At 64.4% G+C, this 17,455-nt stretch carries 16 protein-coding genes and 1 pseudogene; 10 read left to right on the top strand and 7 right to left on the bottom strand.

The features are described 5' to 3' along the window. Nucleotides 1-315, bottom strand: a pseudogene (locus tag C486_RS21925) (DNA-directed DNA polymerase II small subunit); the annotation flags it as partial. A 155-nt stretch (nt 316-470) separates the two neighbouring features. Here C486_RS21925 and C486_RS11135 point away from each other — a divergent pair. Together C486_RS11135 and C486_RS11140 are read left to right on the top strand one after the other, a co-directional pair. After that, a complete protein-coding gene (locus C486_RS11135) occupies nt 471-1,388 on the top strand; it encodes a S26 family signal peptidase (protein WP_008456150.1) in 918 nt (305 codons plus the stop codon). Between the two features lie 64 nt (nt 1,389-1,452). Beyond that, nucleotides 1,453-2,400, top strand: a complete 948-nt coding sequence (locus C486_RS11140) for a S26 family signal peptidase (RefSeq protein WP_008456152.1) — start codon at nt 1,453-1,455, stop codon at nt 2,398-2,400. A gap of 253 nt (nt 2,401-2,653) precedes the next feature. On the opposite strand, the gene C486_RS11145 is transcribed toward C486_RS11140, so the two are convergent. After that, nucleotides 2,654-4,438, bottom strand: coding sequence for a Cdc6/Cdc18 family protein (locus C486_RS11145; protein WP_008456155.1), 1,785 nt, complete (start codon nt 4,436-4,438; stop codon nt 2,654-2,656). A gap of 1,381 nt (nt 4,439-5,819) precedes the next feature. Between C486_RS11145 and C486_RS11150 the strand changes: the two genes are divergently transcribed. The 5 genes from C486_RS11150 (at nt 5,820) to C486_RS11165 (ending at nt 9,036) form a co-directional block, all read left to right on the top strand. Then, the gene (locus tag C486_RS11150) at nt 5,820-6,458 is read left to right on the top strand and encodes an Era-like GTP-binding protein (RefSeq protein WP_007110040.1); all 639 of its coding nucleotides are present in this window, start codon (nt 5,820-5,822) and stop codon (nt 6,456-6,458) included. Nucleotides 6,459-6,464: 6 nt separating this feature from the next. Then, entirely contained in the window at nt 6,465-6,866 is a 402-nt protein-coding gene (locus tag C486_RS11155) for a DUF2073 domain-containing protein (RefSeq protein ID WP_008456157.1), read from the top strand. Continuing rightward, the gene (locus C486_RS11160) at nt 6,866-7,840 is read left to right on the top strand and encodes an OapC/ArvC family zinc-ribbon domain-containing protein (protein ID WP_008456158.1); all 975 of its coding nucleotides are present in this window, start codon (nt 6,866-6,868) and stop codon (nt 7,838-7,840) included. The genes C486_RS11155 and C486_RS11160 overlap by 1 nt, the downstream gene beginning before the upstream one ends. 324 nt (nt 7,841-8,164) lie before the next feature. After that, nucleotides 8,165-8,254: a hypothetical protein gene (locus C486_RS22935; protein WP_006185006.1), complete on the top strand. Its 90-nt coding sequence runs from the start codon at nt 8,165-8,167 to the stop codon at nt 8,252-8,254. Further along, entirely contained in the window at nt 8,254-9,036 is a 783-nt protein-coding gene (locus tag C486_RS11165) for a DUF7089 family protein (protein WP_008456159.1), read from the top strand. The genes C486_RS22935 and C486_RS11165 overlap by 1 nt, the downstream gene beginning before the upstream one ends. Before the next feature lie 113 nt (nt 9,037-9,149). Here C486_RS11165 and C486_RS11170 read toward each other — a convergent pair whose 3' ends face one another. Further along, the gene (locus C486_RS11170; protein WP_008456160.1) at nt 9,150-9,728 is read right to left on the bottom strand and encodes a DUF7090 family protein; all 579 of its coding nucleotides are present in this window, start codon (nt 9,726-9,728) and stop codon (nt 9,150-9,152) included. A gap of 352 nt (nt 9,729-10,080) precedes the next feature. Here C486_RS11170 and C486_RS11175 point away from each other — a divergent pair, with 352 nt between their 5' ends. Beyond that, nucleotides 10,081-10,761: a class I SAM-dependent methyltransferase gene (locus C486_RS11175; RefSeq protein ID WP_008456161.1), complete on the top strand. Its 681-nt coding sequence runs from the start codon at nt 10,081-10,083 to the stop codon at nt 10,759-10,761. Nucleotides 10,762-10,898: 137 nt separating this feature from the next. Here C486_RS11175 and C486_RS11180 read toward each other — a convergent pair whose 3' ends face one another. Next, nucleotides 10,899-11,474: a DUF1684 domain-containing protein gene (locus C486_RS11180; RefSeq protein ID WP_008456162.1), complete on the bottom strand. Its 576-nt coding sequence runs from the start codon at nt 11,472-11,474 to the stop codon at nt 10,899-10,901. Between the two features lie 136 nt (nt 11,475-11,610). Next, a complete protein-coding gene (locus C486_RS11185) occupies nt 11,611-11,847 on the bottom strand; it encodes a DUF7127 family protein (RefSeq protein WP_008456163.1) in 237 nt (78 codons plus the stop codon). A gap of 119 nt (nt 11,848-11,966) precedes the next feature. On the opposite strand from C486_RS11185, the gene C486_RS11190 reads away from it, so the two are divergent. Continuing rightward, a complete protein-coding gene (locus C486_RS11190) occupies nt 11,967-14,339 on the top strand; it encodes an ATP-dependent DNA helicase (protein ID WP_008456165.1) in 2,373 nt (790 codons plus the stop codon). A 14-nt stretch (nt 14,340-14,353) separates the two neighbouring features. On the opposite strand, the gene C486_RS11195 is transcribed toward C486_RS11190, so the two are convergent. Together C486_RS11195 and C486_RS11200 are read right to left on the bottom strand one after the other, a co-directional pair. After that, nucleotides 14,354-14,851: an adenylyltransferase/cytidyltransferase family protein gene (locus C486_RS11195; protein WP_008456167.1), complete on the bottom strand. Its 498-nt coding sequence runs from the start codon at nt 14,849-14,851 to the stop codon at nt 14,354-14,356. Beyond that, on the bottom strand, nt 14,848-15,243 hold the full coding sequence (locus C486_RS11200; RefSeq protein WP_008456168.1) for a DUF7521 family protein: 396 nt from the start codon (nt 15,241-15,243) through the stop codon (nt 14,848-14,850). Before C486_RS11200 ends, C486_RS11195 begins: the two co-directional genes overlap by 4 nt. A 152-nt stretch (nt 15,244-15,395) precedes the next feature. Between C486_RS11200 and C486_RS11205 the strand changes: the two genes are divergently transcribed. Continuing rightward, entirely contained in the window at nt 15,396-17,324 is a 1,929-nt protein-coding gene (locus C486_RS11205) for an SLC13 family permease (RefSeq protein ID WP_014862879.1), read from the top strand. Nucleotides 17,325-17,455 lie beyond the last annotated feature (131 nt).

The following is a 17,455-nucleotide window of genomic DNA, read 5'->3' on the forward strand; positions in this document are numbered from 1 at the left end:
ATCAGAGATGTGTATAAGAGACAGGTTCTCGGGCGGGGCAGTTCCAGTCGAAACGGAGGGGGTCGAATCGGCCGGCGACGGTTCGGTCCCGGCAACGGTCTCGGTCTCGACCGCCCCGGCTGCGCCCGTCGAGAGAGCCGTCTCCACGTGGTCGGTCCGGACGACCAGTGCATCGTCCGGAATCTCCTCGAGGACGCGCTCGAGCGCCGCGGTCGGGTTCTCGGCCGCGGCGAGCCGCGTCACCGCCTCGCGTTCGGCGTTGTACCCGCGGCTCGTGAGTTCACCGACGATCCGAGCGGGGGCCTCGAGTGGCACACCTCCCGCATTCGGGAGCGAGGGCAAAAGGGTAGCGAATGCCCCGCTCGTGGCGGCCGGTTTCACGGGTGTTCGAGTCGACGGAACAATACCATCCGTCGTGATCGCGACGATTGCCGGAAGGTTGATACCCGGCTCGGAGAAACCGATTCCCAATGGATGGGCCTGACGGCGATACGCGGGACGCCGATCCGACCGGACCCCGCGACGGGCGCTCGAGACCGGACTCGGCTCGCCGAGCCGATCCCGGTGACCGCGCGGCCACGCCGACCAAGCGTGATCCCGACCGACGAGATCGAGCGACCGACGACGATCACGGGAACCCGACGCACAACGACGGCGTCGCGATCGAGGACGGGATCGGTCGCTGGCTGCTCGCGACCGACGACTGGCGAGTCACGATGTGTCGGGACATCGCAGCGAGTCTCGCGGTCATCGCGACTATCGGTCTCCTCCTGTTCGCGGTCGGCGGAACCTGGCCGCCGTTCGTCGCCGTCGAGAGCGGGAGCATGGAACCGAACGTTCGGGAGGGGGATCTCGTTTTCGTCGTCGACAACGAGCGGTTCGCCGGCGAGAACGCCATCGACGACACCGGCATCGTCACCCTCGAGAGCGGCCGGGAGACCGGTCACGAGAAGTTCGCCAATGCCGGCGACGTCATCGTCTTTATCCCGAACGGCGATCCGACGAAGACGCCGACGATTCACCGCGCCCACTTCTGGGTTGAACGAGGCGAGCGATGGGTCGAGACGAAAGCCGATCCCGGATCGTTGAACGGTGCGACTTGCGACGAGATCGCCACGTGTCCGGCACCGCACGACGGGTTCGTCACGAAAGGCGACGCCAATCCCGGCTACGATCAACTGCCGCGTTCGGGCGCGGAGACGACGGTCGTCAGCCCCGATTGGATCACTGGGAAAGGAATGGTTCGGGTGCCGTGGGTCGGAGAGCTTCGGCTGGCGGTCGACTCGGCAGGCGCAGTGACCGGGTTGGGACCGACGGGCACCTTCGTCGTGACGGGCACGATCGCGCTCGTCCTGTTCGGGATGGCTGCCGGGGATAGCAGTCACTGAGACGATCGGGGACCGATCCCCGCGAACGGAAAGTTGATTTGACGGCCCGGCAAAACGAGTGACGATGAGCGGTTCTAGTGCCGGGTCACCTCCGGACGATTCCGGCGACGACGATCGCGAGCGGGATCGAAGCGCCGGCAGTTCGCAAACGCCGCCTGCACCCGAGGAGCCGCCCGGAAACACCGCCAACGCCGACGACGGCGTGACGATCGAAGACGACGGGCTCCTGCGCTGGTTCCTCAACACCGACGACGAGACCGTCATGGTGACGCGGGATATCCTGAGCAGCGTCGCCATCGTCGCCGTCGTCGGCCTCCTCCTGTTCGGCGTCAGCGGCATCTGGCCCCCGCTCGTCGCCGTCGAAAGCGGCAGCATGGAGCCGAACATGTACAGGGGCGATCTCATCTTCGTCGCAGACGAGGGCCGATTCGCCGGTGACGCTGCCGCCGCCGGAACCGGTGTCGTCACCCTTGAAAACGGTCAAGAGAGCGGCTACGATAAATTCGGCAACCCTGGAGACGTGATCGTCTATCAACCGAACGGTGATCCATCGGAGGTTCCAGTGATCCACCGCGCCCGCTTCTGGGTCGAAGAGGGGGAACACTGGGTCGATACCAAGGCCAGCGAGGATATCGTTGGCGACGCAACCTGTGCGGAAGTCACCACCTGTCCTGCCGAGCACGCCGGCTTCGTGACGAAAGGGGACCACAACGACGGCTACGACCAGTATGGGAACGGTATCAGCGACATCGTCAAGCCCGAATGGGTCACCGGCAAGGCGATATTCCGGATCCCGTGGCTCGGCCACGTCCGCCTGACCTTCGACAAACTCCTCGGTGGAACGGGCGCTTCGACACCGCCCTCGAGTACACTCCAGGGACCGAGACCGGCACCGACGCCCGCCGGTCCGAGTGCCACCGGCTTCGGACCGGGCGGGAACCTCGCCGGGGTCGCTGCCATCGCCAGTACCGGAGCCGGAGCCGCGGTTGCGATCGGCCGGCATCGAAACTGAACCGACCGCCGACCGTCTCCACCCGGAATCCGCGTCCCCCGCGACGTGGCTGTGTCACGACTCGTGGCTTTGTCGCAGTTCGTGCGAACTCGAGTCGAAACGAAGGGGCACAGAACGAGACGCTGGAATACCGGCCGGTCGAATCACGGCCGGGATCGACGCTGGGATATGAAAAGCGCTGAGATGTGAACCACGATGCTGCAGCGCGTGCAGCGAACGCGACGGGGTGACGGGATCGCGGACACAACCGCGATCAGTTTTCGAACCGCGCCTGAACGAACGGCTGGACGTCGTCGATGTTGCTCAGTCGGGAGTCGGACAGCAAGACGGCCTCCGTCTCTTCGAGTGGCACGGAGAGGCTGATCTCCTTGGTCCGGCCGTACCGACCCTTCGAGACGACGACGGCGTTGACGATCCCGAGCATGTCGAGTTCGCTGATGAGGTCGGTGACCCGACGCTGGGTCAGGACATCCGCGTCGATCTCCTCGCACAGACGCTTGTAGATGTTGAACACCTCGCCCGTGTTGATGCTGTGGACGCCGTTTTTCTCGAGGAGGATGATCGCGAAGAGGACGAGTTTGCTCTGGGTGGGGAGCGTCCGGACGACTTCGACGACGCGATCGAGTTCGATCTTATCCTGGGCCTGCCGGACGTGTTCCTCGACGATCGTCTCGGCCTGGGACCGTTCGGCCAGTTCGCCCGCGGTCCGCAGGAGATCCAGCGCGCGTCGCGCATCGCCGTGTTCCTGTGCGGCGAAGGCCGCACACAGCGGGATCACGTCCTCGGAGAGCGCGTTCCCCTTGAACGCGACTTCGGACCGGTGTTTGAGGATGTCCCGAAGCTGGTTCGCGTCGTACGGCGGGAAGACGATCTCCTCTTCTCCCAGGGAGGACTTGACCCGCGGATCGAGGAAGTCGGTAAACTTCAGATCGTTCGAGATGCCGATGATCGAGACCCGCGAGTTCTCGAGTTCGGAGTTCATCCGCGAGAGGTTATAGAGGGTGTCGTCGCCGCTTTTCTCGACGAGTTTGTCGATCTCGTCTAACATGATGACGACGACTCGCTCGTCGTAATCGACGGCATCGAAAAAAACGCTGTAGACACGGTCGGTCGGCCAGCCGGTCATCGGCACCTCCTCGAACGACTCCTTGTCGTCCTCGAGTTCGGCGATGCGGTCCTCGACCTCGGCGCGGGTCTCGAACGCCGTCGACTCGAGTGGATGGTCCGGCGGGAGCGCGGACGAATCGGTCGGGGCCTCGTCGTGACCGGGACCACCGATGTCCTCTAGTCCGGTCTCCGACGCGGCCGACGAGGAGTCTGCGGCATCCGTCGCCCCCTCTTGAGACCCCTCTGTTTCGACTGCAGAACCACCGGACTGAGCGCCGGTCTCGTCTCCACCCGAACCGTCGACGTCCGGCTCCGCGTCAGCGCTCGACACGAAATCGAAGGGGTCCGACGCCGTCCGGTCGTCCGGGTCCTCGCCCGGTGCGGTCGCGTCGGCACTGCGGCGCGCCGCGTCGGCGTCGTACTCGTCGACATCGTCGAGCAGCGACTCGAGTGTCGCGACGCGGTCGTCGATCCGCGCTTCGTTCTTCTCGATGAACTTGTTCGCGAGCTGTGCGAGCACGCGGTACTGAGTGTCGGTAACCTCGCAGTTGATGTACTCGACGTCGCACGGAACCGAGTACTTCTGTGATGTGCTCTCGAGTTCCTTGCTGACGAACTTGGCGCTCGCGGTTTTACCAGTGCCGGTCTTACCGTAGATGAGGATGTTCGACGGCGTTTCACCGCGGAGCGCGGCGACGAGAATCGTCGCCATCTTGTTGATCTGATCGCTCCGGTGGGGGAGTTCGTGTGGGGTGTAAGAGGGACGGAGGACTTCCTTGTTCTCGAAGATGGGCTCGCCGCTGAGCAGGTCGTCGAACAATCCCTGATTCGACTCGTCGTCGCCGAGGTCGGCGCTCTCGAAGTCCGTCGAGAAACCGCTCGTTCCGTCGACCTCGTCCGAGCCAGTGATCTCTGAGTTGTCGTCTGACATCCGTCGTGCAGCACCCCCTTATTTCGGGTGGAACGCCGAACCAGGGAGCGGGAATATAGCGGTATGATGGCCTCCATGGCCGAATTCACCGTTCCAGATACCCGTTCCGGGTCCAGTTGATGCAAACGAAACAGAGGAAAACCATGGTAATAAAGTCTTCCCTTCCCCCCTCGTTTCCGATCGAAACGGGCGGCCGTTGCGGGCCCAGTTGACCCGTCGCGACTGCGTTTCGAGTCGGTGAAAAGGGGTTGGGAAGTTGAACAGTTGAGCAGTTGAGCAGTTGAGGGGGACTCGAGTCGACTTGAGTCGACTCGAGCCGATTCGTTCTGGCGAATACGCTGGCAGACAGTAAACGGGGTTCGGAATCGCGGGACAGATCGAGAGACTCGAATCGACCGGAGACGAAGTGTGCTGACCGTCGTTCTCGCGAGTCGTGACTAACGGGCTATCGGTTGCTCGGTATGTTCGCTGTGTCTCTTTTTGCTGTATCGCTGTCACCGCTTTGGCGTGGTGACTTCCGTGGAACGGTGCGTTGTCGTGGACCAGTGTTTGGGTGTGGGCGGTGTTTCGGTGTGGGGGTTCGTGAATTCGGTTACGATCCTCCCGACCAGTATGGCGTGGGTTATGACAACAGCTACCGAATAGCGGGAGCTTCGAGATGCCAACCCCCCACCCCTTCGTTTCAGGTGGAACCCGCCACGAGGGTGGGTGGGGGTTCGACGGGATTTATAACGAGAAGGTTTATTTGGATCGGCTAGAAACAGTATCCGTAGCACTAGCAAATAAGACGTTCTTACTAGACCTAGAATTTGGCTTACTAGACCCTACTAGAATCGGTTCTCAGAGGTGTCTGTATTACTAGATTGCCTTCTAGATTACTAGAACTGTCCTTATTGACGAATACTCCATCGGAACAGGCCTGAGACCCGCCTCGAGCCGAAAAGCGGGCCAATATTCCCTCCGATATCGACCGTCCGCCTCGTATTCCGACCGACGGTCTCGCGGATCTCCACTCGAAACGAAGGGGTGGGGGGATCCACTTCCCCCTTCGATTCGTTCTCGAATATCAGTATGTGGTATAATCTCACACTCTGCTGGCGACCGGGCACTCCGGTCGCTGTCTTCCGTCACTGCACCTCCTATCCTATCTTCTCCTGTCCTCGCTCCGTGAGCCGGACCCCTGATCACTCGCTTGAGGACGAATTCTAAATCCATGTCCGCCCTGAGTCCATGTCCACCCCGAGTCCATGTCCGCCCTGCATACAGTCTCAGATCGCAATAACTCCCTTTCGTCGAATTGTCTACACGTCTGACGTAGGCTTAAGTGAGTTCAGTTTGTAGTACGCGCAGATGCACCCCGCGGTGCTGGAGGCCTCTACAGATGGGACTGTTCACAGAACTCAAAGATAGTATTTCCCGGGCTACGGACCGCCTGTTTTCGGAACAGGAGCCCAAACGAATCGGTATTTACGGGCCGCCGAATGCCGGCAAGACGACGCTCGCGAACCGTATCGCGCGTGACTGGACTGGTGACGCGGTCGGTGCGGAGAGCCACGTCCCCCACGAGACACGCCGCGCACGCAGGAAAGAAAACGTCGAGATCGAACGGGACGGCAAGACGGTGACCATCGACATCGTCGATACGCCGGGCGTGACGACGAAGGTCGACTACGAGGAGTTCACCGACGAGATGGACGAAGAGGACGCGATTCGCCGCTCCCGCGAGGCGACCGAAGGCGTCGCCGAAGCGATGCACTGGCTACGGGAGGACGTCGACGGCGTCATCTACGTTCTGGATAGCGCGGAGGACCCGATCACGCAGGTCAACACGATGCTCATCGGGATCGTCGAATCGCGCGATCTCCCCGTTTTGATCTTCGCGAACAAGACCGACCTCGAGGAATCGAGCGTCAAGCGGATCGAGGACGCCTTCCCACAGCACAAGACCATTCCCCTGTCCGCGAAGGAAGGCGACAACATGGACGAAGTGTACGACAACATCGCCGAGTACTTCGGGTGATTACCGATGCCAAAAGCAACTAACGCGGACGACTCGGACGCACCCGACGGCGTACAGATCGACCTGATCAGCGGCGAGCGAATGGCCGGCATGGCGACGATGGAGAAGATCAGGATGATCTTAGACGGCGTCCACGATGGCAACATCGTCATCTTGGAGGAGGGGCTGACACCCGACGAGGAGAGTCGCCTCATCGAAGTGACGATGGCCGAAATCAGTCCCGACGAGTTCAACGGGATCGAGATCGAGACCTACCCCAAGTCGGAGACCCGTGACTCGTCGCTGCTCGGTCGTATTATGGGGAGTGACGAGACGGAAGCGAAGCTGACGGTGATCGGGCCGGCGAACCAGATCGAGACGCTCCACAAGGACGAAACGCTCATCAGCGCGCTCGTGTCCCGTAACTAATGCCACATCAGTGTACGAACTGCGGCCGGACGTTCGCCGACGGTTCCAAGGAGATGCTGTCGGGGTGTCCGGACTGCGGCGGGAACAAGTTCCAGTTCGCGCCGACCACGACGGCCGCAGCCGAATCGGCCGACGGAGCGGGGACTGACGGTTCCGAAGCGGCCGAGACCGCAAGCGGCTCCGCGGACGCGTCCTCGTCCGAACCGGACAACGTCGCGACGCGCGCCGCGGAGACCGTTCGCGACTGGGTGTCGGCCGACTCCGCCGACGATTCAGGCCCGGACGCCACCGAACAGCCGCCATCGGCCGGCTCGACGGCAGCCGCGGAGTCGGACCGGTCCTGGCCCGCAAGCGACGATGCTGACAGTAGCGATTCGGAGTCGCCGTCGGACGGCGAGTTCGAGGAGTGGCCCGAGACGGCCCGGCGACCCGAGGATCGGTCCGGATCGCCGGCCGCGGCAGCCCCCGAATCGACCGGCACGGAGTCCGACGAGCAGTCCCATTCCCAGACCCCGTCGAACCGACCATCGAACGGTCCGACCGCGACCATGGCGGACGACGAGAACTCGGCACAGGCCGACGCCCGGAGCGAAGTCGTGCCCTCGGACGATCTCCCTGCACACTCCGAGCGCTCCGAGAAGGGCGATGCGGAATCCGACGCCGATGCAGGCAGTGTCGCCGGCCCGCATAGTGAAGCCAAAACCGGGGCTGGGGTCGAGTCCGACGACGCCGACCATCCCCCGGAACACGGGCGCGTCGTCAGCGAGCCGAGCGGGCAGCGCCCGTCGATCGAGGACCTTCGGGCGGAGCTCAACGAACAGTTCGAGAGCATCAAGATCGTCCGGCCGGGACAGTACGAACTCAACCTGATGGAGCTCTACAATCGGGACGAGTACATCATCTCCCTGCAAGAGGACGGCCGATACGTCATCGACGTCCCGGATTCGTGGCACGACGGCGACGAGGACGACTGACCTGCCGCTGGCCGACTTGATTTGCCTCCCAGCACAGCATGGGTTGCCCCCCAGCACGGCATCGGTTCGACCGCAGGAGCCCAGTTCTCGAGACCGTCTCCCGTACCCGTTCGTCCTCGACGCTCTCTAACCATCGTCCGTCCACGCGAACCGACCGTCTCGATGGAGACGCATCGGAGGGGGTGATCGTTGCGAGAATACGATCGCGACGGACCGACGAACCGCGCGAACTCGCGGGGGCCGAAACGGGCGCTGACGGAGGGCAGAGTGGGAAGTGCAACCGAGACAGATGGATTTAAGCGACGCGGAGACAACCCACCGGACATGAGCACCGCAACCAAGGTCGTTCTCACCACGGTCGCCGTATCGGCGCTGCTGTCGATCCTGCTCGTCTTCCAGAACGCGTTCGCCTGATGTTCGAGGCCCGTGCGCTCCCGGACCGGGTCGAGGCCGTCCGTCAGGCCCACGCACCCGACGTTCAGGTTCTCGACTGTGAGCGCGACTTCGAGACGCTGAACCCGGCAGTCGCCGAGGACCTCGGCCTGATCGTCGACGCGCTCGAGCCCGCGAGCTACCCCGCGGCTTGGCTTCCGGAGGACGCGCCGACCCTGCTCGCTCGCTATGCGAGTTCGGATCTCACCGTCGGGATGCCGGGCGACGGGAGCGTCGTCTGGACCCGCCAGACCGACCCGCCGGTCGTCCTCGTCAAACCCCGCGTCGAGGGATCGCCCGACTCGTTCGTTGATTTCCTGCTCGCTGAGGCGCTCGTCCAGGTCGATCTCGAGGTGCCCGAACACTTCATCGGCTTCTTCGAGGCGGCCTATCCCGATCTCGATCGGGCGGTCGCGCTCGATCCGACCGAGACGTACCAGATCGCCGCGGCACTGTTCGACGGCTGGGTCGGGCTCCAGACGCGCGAGGTCTTTGCAAACTGGCACGACGACCATCCGGAACTCGCCGCCGCTTGGCAGGACGCCGGGACCCGACTCGAGGACCGGGTCGCCGGACTCCCGCGTGCGGTCGCACGTGGCGAGACCGAGTTCGGTGATGCGACGGAGTTGGCGTGTGCCGCGCTCAAACACGCGATCGAGTTACCGGCACCCTTTGCCGCGCTCGATACCGAGGCGTATCTGGACCACGGCCCGGCGTACGCGATTCGGTGGGCCGAGAAAACGTTCGACTCGCTCGAGGAATAACCCTCCACGCACTCGCGCCGTGCGCGGCCCACCGGTGTCCAGTACGGGCCATCGCCGTTGATGCCGGTCTCCGATTGCTCTCGGTGACCCGACACGCGACTGCCGGGTGCCGGTTAGAAGTCGGCGTCGACGCTGCCGTCCTCGTCGAGATCGATGATGCCGTCGAACAGGGCGCGGAACTCGTCGACGACCGCCTCGTCGTGGGGCTCCTCGGAGAGGTGAAAGAGGCCGACTGCGTCGTGTTTGTCGAGCAGTTCGAGGATCCGCTCGACCGCCTCGAGGGCGTGATCGTCGCCGGCGTAATAGGCGAGTTCGGTGACGGAGTCGAAGCTGATGCGGAGTTTGCCGTCGTGCTCGTCGAGGAAGCCGTCGATGTGCTCGACGATACCGTCGACGTCGTCGGGTGCGGCGACGTAGTGGACGGTCTCGGAGGAACGCCGCGAGTAGCCGCGTTCGATGCTGAGCGTGTCCAGGATTTCGGCGCGCTCCTCGTCGACGTCGTAGTACTCGAGTTTCTGTCTGACCTCGCGAGCGGTGGTTCGCGTGGAGACGACGAGGAAATTGTCGGTGTCGGTTTTGAGAAAGTCCGTGTCGATACGGTCGGTTTCGCCGGTGCTCGGGTGTAAGAGGAGCATCCCGGTTCCGCCGGGCACCGTTTCCGGTGTCCCGTCTATTGCAAGTGTGTAATCCATAGTGCCGTGAACAACTTTGGGAACTCCCTTAAGCGTGCGGATGTGTCTCTCGGGGGAAGGTAGCGTCGGAAACGGAGGAAGGGTCTGAAAAACTGGCGAGGGGTGGGACAGCGTGACTCACCGAGCGTCGAATCGAAATCCGGATGCCCACGGATTTCGATCACCGACCCTTCACTCCATATGTTTTAGGCTAGCCTAAAGAATCTATCGGTGGTTCTCATCGCAGTGAGAACGGTCGCCCGGTTCGGCCATGGGGATCCGCCCGAACGACTCGCGTGTCGATCCGGCCCGGTTCCGACGGGGTTCGTGTCGATGCGAACGCGTTTAGGGCCCGGCGTTCACGGGTTTGTATATGAGCGTTCGCGAGGAGTTCGACGACTGGGCCTCGAGCGGCCGGGACAAAGGCATGGAAGAGCGCCACTGGCACACTGCAAAGCACGCGCTGGCGCGGATGCCGGTCGAACCCGGCGATACCGTTCTCGATCTCGGCTGTGGAAGCGGCTACGCCGGACGCGCGCTGCGCGATACCAAAGGCGCCGGCCGCGTCTACGGACTCGACGGCTCCCCCGAGATGGCGCGCAACGCCGCGGGGTACACCGACGATCCGGTCGTCGGCTATCTCGTCGGTGACTTCGACGAGCTCCCCTTCGCCGACGACTCCATCGATCACGTCTGGAGCATGGAAGCGTTCTATTACGCGGCCGATCCCGACCACACGCTCGCGGAGATCGCTCGCGTCCTCCGCCCCGGCGGCACCTTCTACTGTGCGGTTAACTACTACGAGGAGAACGTCCACTCCCACGAGTGGCAGGAGTTCATCGCCATCGAGATGACCCGCTGGGACCGCGACCAGTACCGCGATGCCTTCCGCGATGCGGGGCTCTCCGTCGCCGAACAGGATACCATTCCCGACCGCGAGATCACGATTCCCGACGCGGCCGAGTTCCCCACGGAGGACTGGGACGCCCGCGAGGACATGGTCGAACGCTACCGCGAACTCGGGACGCTGCTCACCGTCGGCGTCGCTCACTGACACACCGGCGTCGTCCCTTGTCGGCGGACCTGTCAGCGAAAACCCCCCGGTTTCCACTCGAGACCGAGAAACACACGGGACAGGACGTGCGGACGCCGATACCTCGAGTCGAAACGTACCTCTCCGGGGGTGACCGACTACTCGTAGCGCTCGCCGGCCGGGATCGCCACCTCGAGCCAGTTTTCCTCGGGCGGAAGCGGACAGTCGAACGTGTCGCTGTAGGCACAGAATGGGGAGTACGCGAGGTTGAAGTCCACGACGATCTCGTCGCCGTCCTCGAGTTCCCGATCCGGTTCGAGTTCCATGTAGCGACCGCCCTGGTAGGTCTGCTGGCCCGTCGTCTTGTCCCGGAACGGGACGAACAGCGGCTGTTCGTTCGGACTCTCCTGGCGGTAGGCTGCGAGCGCGACGGTGCCGTCGTCCAGGCCCTCGTCCTCACGGTCGAGGTCGAACTCGAGCGTGGCGACGCGGAGGTAGCGCATCTCTCTGCCCGCGGTGGTGTCCAGCAGGACGACCTCGGGATCGTCGTGGGTCGTCGCCGTCGCGGTCACGCGGTAGGTCGGGTCGGGATCGAAGTACTCGAGCCCCGCGAAGCCGTCCCGCTCGTCGGGCGGGATCGGCGACTGAGGATGCTCCGCGAAGAACTCGTCTTTCTCGGCGCGTTTCGACTCGAGAGCCGTGCGCCAGCGGTCGACGTCGATCGAATCGCTCATAGTCGGCGTAGTCGACGGATCGGGGAAGGCGTTGCGCTTCGGTCCCGTTTCGAAACGCCCGTCGCTCGGAATCCGGACGGTCCCGTCAACACGGTGGTCTCGTCCTCGTCGAAGCCGTTCGGAGCTGGTCGGGACGTTACTCTTCGATCGTGAGCACGCCGTTGCGTGCGGAGACGGCGCTCGCCTCGGGCGGGAGTTCGAACTCGAACTGCTCGCCGTCCGCCACGATGATCGCGGTCGAGCCGACGATATCGACCGCGATGTCGGCGGCCGAACTGCCGAAGTCGACCGCGATGACGCTGCCGTCGCCGTACTCGAACGTGCGGATGGCCACGTCCTGTTCGACGTTCTCGAGAGAGTGAGGAACCTTCACATGGTGCCGTAGGAACTCAGCTAAGTAAAGGGTCACGCTGCCAGCAACTGATGGTGATCGGTAGCGCGGCCACTCCAGTCCGTCAACGCTATGGCCGACCAACGACGAGTACGGGAAGAATGACGAACTGGCGGACGGTGTTCGGCCACGCCCAGCCCTACGACCCGCAGGTCGATGGCATCGAGACGGCTATCGACACCGGGCGGGAAGGCGGGTATACGGTCATCGAAGGGGCCTGTGGCACCGGGAAGACGATGATCGCGCTCACTGCGGGGATCGACTTGGTGCGCGATCCGGACACCGACTACGAGCGCGTGCTCGTCCTGACGAGCGTCAAACAGCAACTGCGCCAGTTCGAAGCGGACCTCGAGACGATCAACGAGAACCTGCCCGCCGACTGGGACCCGGTTTCGGGACTCACGCTCGTCGGGAAGGCCGATGTCTGCCCGTACAACCGCGAGACGACGGCGGGGTTCGACGACGGCACCGTCTACGACCGCTGTGAAACGCTGCGGGATCGCACCCGCGACCTCACCGGTGAGGGTGGCGACACGACCGCGCAGAACCTGGCCGCCCGCGCACGGAGCCAACAGATCGGGCTGACCGACAGCGGGACGGGGTCTCAAAACACTTTCCTCGAGACCGCCGGCGAACCGACTCCCTACCCGCCCGAACTACCGGAGTACGGCGAGGGTGGGCCGGTCGGGGCCGAGACGGAGTACTGTCCGTTCTACGCGCAATATCTGGCTGATCTGCCCGAGGATGAGGACGGCTCGGCCGCCGAAGCGGTTCCCTATGATTTCACCGACGCCGGAATGGTCACGCCCGAAGACCTCGTCGCTCGCTCGGTGAAACACGGTACGTGCCCCCACTCCGTGATGGGGGCCGCCCTCGGCGAGGTCGAAGTCGTGATCGGGAACTACTACCACGCGTTCGATCCCCGAACGGTCGGCTCCTTCACCGGCGCGCTCCTCGACGAGTCGACGTTCGTCGTCTGCGACGAGGCCCACATGTTAGAGCCCCGGGTCCGCGATCTCGTCAGCGAAGGGATCGCCGACCGCACCCTCCGTGACGCCGAAACCGAACTCTCGCGGGTCATCCAGCCGATCACATTCGAACGCGAGGGGCGACAGGCCGAAGGCGGTTCCAAGACCGCCGACGCCGACCTCGTCCGCGGCGAACTGAACGATAGCGACGTCTCGTTCGAGGAACTCAATCGAACGCTCGAGTTCGTTCAGGACCTCCGGGCCGAACTCGATCGGCGCGTGACCAGCTATCTCGACCGCAACCATCGGGGCTGGCAGTCGAACCTGAACGACCTTCACGACGCGGAAATCCCGCTCCGCGACCCGGGCGAGCCCGCCGAGGACGAACTCTCGGAGTGGGCCAGGGAGGCGGGCTACGGCGACGCCGACTGGGTCCGCGCCGAGGCCGTCGGCGCGATCGTCGAACGAGTCCTGAACGAAGCCGAAGACGAGGACCGAACCCGCGCCGCGCCCGCCGTCGGCCGTGTGCTCGGCGAGTGGTATCGCCGCGGCCACACCGACTACTTCCGGGAGATCGAACTCGAGCGGACGTGGGACGACACCGAGCCACCGGAGTCGTGGCGGCGGGCCTACAACGCCCGACTCGCCCTGCACAACTGCGTGCCAAGCGACGCCATCGGCGACCGACTCGGACACTTCGGTGGCGGCATCTTGATGAGCGCGACCCTCGAGCCGATGGACGCCTTCACCGAGGTCACGGGGCTTCAGTATCTCGCCCGGGAGGACGACAGGCCGGTCGTCGAGCGCCGGTACGGCCTGCACTTCCCCGCGGAGAACCGCGAGAGCTTCGCGGTCGCCGCGCCGAAGTACACCTACGACAACCGCGGCAGTCCGGGGGAAGACAATCCGACGCGGCGCTCGTACGCGAATGCGATCGCGAAAGTCGCGCAACTCCACGGCAACGTCCTCGTCGGGATGCCCAGTTACGCCGAAGCCGAGTGGGCCGCCGGGACGCTCGAGGAGCGAGTCGAGAAGCCGATCCTGCTCGACGCCGCGAGCGACGACGAGACCACGCAGTCGCTCAAAGACGAGTTCTTCGCGGGCGCGGGGAAGGTACTCGTCACGAGCCTCCGGGGCACGCTGACCGAGGGTGTCGACTACAGCGGTGATCGCCTCGCCGCTGCCGTCGTCTGTGGGGTCCCGATCGTCAACACCTCGAGTCCGCGAACCACGGCCGTGCGTCGGGCCTACGACGACGCGTTCGGCGACGGCTTCACCTACGCACTGACTATTCCCGCAGTCCGGAAAGCCCGGCAGGCGATCGGCCGCGTCATCCGCAGTCCCGACGACGTCGGCGTTCGCGTCCTGCTCGACGAGCGCTACGCCCGCGAGAGTTGGGATTCCGTTCGGTCGTACCTTCCCGACGACGGCGAGTTCCAGACGGTGAGCCCGGACATGCTCGACGTCGGCCTTGAGCGGTTCCGACCGCGGCTGTCCTCGCAGTAACGGCGACGGGAGCCTCAGTCGTCGGCGTCGGCTTCCAACTCGACTGGCGATCGCGGTCCATCCAGTCCCCGGTCGGCGACCACCCGTTCGACGATGTCGCTGCTCCCGTACAGTTCATCGCCAGTCGACTCGAGCCCGCTGGCCCGCTCGACGCGACAGTCGATCCCCCACGACGCGAGCAACTCTCCGACCGCCTCGTCGTCGTGGTGTTGGTCGTGGCCGAGGACGAGCACGTCGGGATCGATCTCGCGGATCGGGACCGAGAAATCCGCGGGATGTCCGAGCCGAGCCCGATCGACCGCTTCGAGGGCCGCGACGGTGTCGCAGCGCTGCTCGTCCGGGAGGACAGGCGTGGGCTTGTGGGCGACGCTCTCGGCGCGGGCGACGATGACGTGGAGTTGCCCGCCCACAGCGGCGGCTTCCGCGAGGTAGTGGACGTGCCCCGGATGGAGGAGATCGAAGGTCCCCTGTGCGACGACGCGCGTCGGCCGTTCCGCCGATCCATCGGTCATAGTGATAGTTCGGTCGTTACGCTCAGCTCGCTCGTTTCGGCGTAGAGCGAGTACAGCAAGATAACGAACCCGACCGCAGTGACCGCGCTCTGGAGGGCGATCCCGAGCCCCACCGCATCGCCGACGAGGTGTATGCTGCCGCCCAGTATCGATCCGCCGACGATGACGCCGACGCCGATTGCGACCGTCCGCAGCGCCGTGACACCGGTTCGTCGGAACGCGCGGTAGGCTAGCAGTGCGATTGCGCCTCCGGCCAGCACCGTCGTCGTGTTCGCGATCGCGATGACGAGCGCGTAAGCGTTCATGATCGTCTCCGGGTCGGCGTCGACCGCTCGCCGCGTCCGAGTCGAGCAGCGGACGCCGTCGTATGTGTGCGTGTGCAGAGCAGTCACTTGAGTGTCCGGTCCGGTTCCCGCGTCAACGGAACTCCGCCGACGATGGTCTCGAGTCGGGGACTCGTCTCGAATCGGGGCCTTCAAGCGGGACGGTCCGAATAGCCGTACTGTCAACTGTGTCTGGATATCCCCTCCCGGATATCGGGGCCATGCCGCTGGCTGCCGAGTCAGGTACGTTTGCCGTGACTCCGCAGATGCTGGTCGTGTTCGGGATCATCGCCATCGCCTTGGTGCTGTTCATCACCGAGTGGCTGCCGATCGACGTGACTGCCATCCTGATTATGGTGTTGTTGCTGGTGTTCGGGGCCGACGGCGTGGTAAACGCCACCGAGATTTCGACGACCGAGGGGACGTCGGGCTTTTCCAGTTCGGCGACTATCACCGTGCTGGCGATGCTGATTCTCAGTTCAGGGATCAGTCAAACGGGGGTCGTCCAGATACTCGGCCGCAAGATGTCCGCGTTCGCCGGCGATGACCTCGACAAACAGCTCCTGGCGACGATCGGCGTCAGCGGCCCGATTTCCGGCTTTATCAACAATACGCCGGTCGTCGCCATCCTCGTTCCCGTCATCTCGGATATCGCCCACAAGGGGAAGACCTCGCCCTCGAAGCTCCTGATCCCGCTGTCCTACGCCTCGATGTTCGGCGGGATGCTCACCCTGATCGGCACGTCGACGAACATCCTGGCGAGCGATGTCAGCGCCCGTCTCGGCACCCAGTATCCCGAACTCCACCAGTTCTCGATGTTCGAGTTCACCAAGCTCGGGATCGTCGTCCTGATCGTCGGGAGCCTCTATCTCATGACCGTCGGCCACCGGCTGCTGCCCGAGCGCGTCCCCGTCGAGGAGGACTACGTCCAGGAGTACGCGATCGAGGAGTATCTGACCGAGGTCGTCGTCGACGAGGACTCGCCGATCGTCGGCACGACCGTCGCGGACGCGATCGACCACGTCGAGTTCGACGCCGACATCCTACAGGTCGTTCGCGACGACGAGGAGTTCATCGAACCGATCGCACAGAAGACGATTCGCGAGGGGGACCTGTTGCGGCTGCGCGCCGACCGCGACACCGTCCAGCAGTTCGTCGACCGGGGGACGCTTACGCTCGCGGGCAACCCACAGACGGCCGCGGAGTTAGAGCCCGACGAGGTGGCCGATCGAACCCTGGTCGAGATCGTCGTCCCGCGGGGCTCGTTCCTCGTCGGCGAGTCGCTCGAGACATCGACGTTCCGCCAGCGCTACGACGCGACCGTGCTGGCGTTTCGCAGCCGCGGGGAGACGGTCCGCGATCACATGGAGGAGCGCCGGATTCGGGTCGGTGACACGCTGTTGGTTCAGGCGGCACCCGACAGCATCGACCGCCTCTCGCAGAACGACGACTTCATCGTGGCTCACGAACCCGACGAGCCCGATTACCGCACGGAGAAGATCCCCCACGCAGCGGCGATCATGGCGGGCGTCGTCGGCTTCGTCGCCGTCCCGTGGGGGCCGATCGGCACAACCCTCGCCGGGCTGACGGGCGTCGCCGCGCTCGAGTCCATGTCGGCACTGTCCCTCCCGATCATGGTCACCGCGCTGGCCGGCGTCGTCGCGATGGTCGCGACGGGCGTGCTCAAGCCGACGGAAATCTACGACGCCGTCGAGTGGGACGTGATCTTCCTGCTGGCCGGCATCATCCCGTTGGGAATCGCCTTGGAACAGACCGGCGGCGCGGACCTGCTCGGGAGCCTCGTCGCCACGACCGGCACCTATCTGCCGGCGATCGGTGTGCTCTGGGTGTTCTACCTCGCGACTGGGCTCATCACGGGCGTCATCTCGAACAACGCCAGCGTCGTGTTGATGCTCCCGGTCGCCGTCCAGACCGCCGACCAGATCGGCGCGAACCCCTTCGCGTTCGTGCTCGCGGTGACGTTCGCGGCCTCGACCGCGTTCCTCACGCCCGTCGGCTATCAGACGAACCTGTTCGTCTACGGCCCCGGCGGCTACAAGTTCACGGACTTCGTCCGAGTCGGCGCACCGCTCCAATTACTGCTCTCCGTCGTGACCGTCCTCGGTATCGAGTTCTTCTGGGGGCTGTAGCGACGCTATCCCGCGCCTGCCGTCACACTCGAATGCCTCCTCGAGTTCACGCTCGCGCTGGCGCGGGTTGCGTCGTCGGCCTGCTCGTCCCGACTCGCTTTGGTGTCTGCCATGGGGTGACACACGGCGGC

The organism is Natrinema gari JCM 14663 (assembly GCF_000337175.1).
Classification (GTDB): Archaea; Halobacteriota; Halobacteria; order Halobacteriales; family Natrialbaceae; genus Natrinema; species Natrinema gari.

What these genes read in the sequence shown, in the direction of transcription:
- C486_RS11205 (WP_014862879.1), top strand. Translation starts at nt 15,396, where the DNA reads ATGCCGCTGGCTGCCGAGTCAGGTACGTTTGCCGTGACTCCGCAGATG.
- C486_RS11165 (WP_008456159.1), top strand. Translation starts at nt 8,254, where the DNA reads ATGTTCGAGGCCCGTGCGCTCCCGGACCGGGTCGAGGCCGTCCGTCAG.
- C486_RS11150 (WP_007110040.1), top strand. Translation starts at nt 5,820, where the DNA reads ATGGGACTGTTCACAGAACTCAAAGATAGTATTTCCCGGGCTACGGAC.
- C486_RS11145 (WP_008456155.1), bottom strand. Translation starts at nt 4,438, where the DNA reads ATGTCAGACGACAACTCAGAGATCACTGGCTCGGACGAGGTCGACGGA.
- C486_RS11175 (WP_008456161.1), top strand. Translation starts at nt 10,081, where the DNA reads ATGAGCGTTCGCGAGGAGTTCGACGACTGGGCCTCGAGCGGCCGGGAC.
- C486_RS11155 (WP_008456157.1), top strand. Translation starts at nt 6,465, where the DNA reads ATGCCAAAAGCAACTAACGCGGACGACTCGGACGCACCCGACGGCGTA.
- C486_RS11170 (WP_008456160.1), bottom strand. Translation starts at nt 9,728, where the DNA reads ATGGATTACACACTTGCAATAGACGGGACACCGGAAACGGTGCCCGGC.
- C486_RS11195 (WP_008456167.1), bottom strand. Translation starts at nt 14,851, where the DNA reads ATGACCGATGGATCGGCGGAACGGCCGACGCGCGTCGTCGCACAGGGG.
- C486_RS11135 (WP_008456150.1), top strand. Translation starts at nt 471, where the DNA reads ATGGATGGGCCTGACGGCGATACGCGGGACGCCGATCCGACCGGACCC.
- C486_RS11180 (WP_008456162.1), bottom strand. Translation starts at nt 11,474, where the DNA reads ATGAGCGATTCGATCGACGTCGACCGCTGGCGCACGGCTCTCGAGTCG.
- C486_RS11140 (WP_008456152.1), top strand. Translation starts at nt 1,453, where the DNA reads ATGAGCGGTTCTAGTGCCGGGTCACCTCCGGACGATTCCGGCGACGAC.
- C486_RS22935 (WP_006185006.1), top strand. Translation starts at nt 8,165, where the DNA reads ATGAGCACCGCAACCAAGGTCGTTCTCACCACGGTCGCCGTATCGGCG.
- C486_RS11190 (WP_008456165.1), top strand. Translation starts at nt 11,967, where the DNA reads ATGACGAACTGGCGGACGGTGTTCGGCCACGCCCAGCCCTACGACCCG.
- C486_RS11160 (WP_008456158.1), top strand. Translation starts at nt 6,866, where the DNA reads ATGCCACATCAGTGTACGAACTGCGGCCGGACGTTCGCCGACGGTTCC.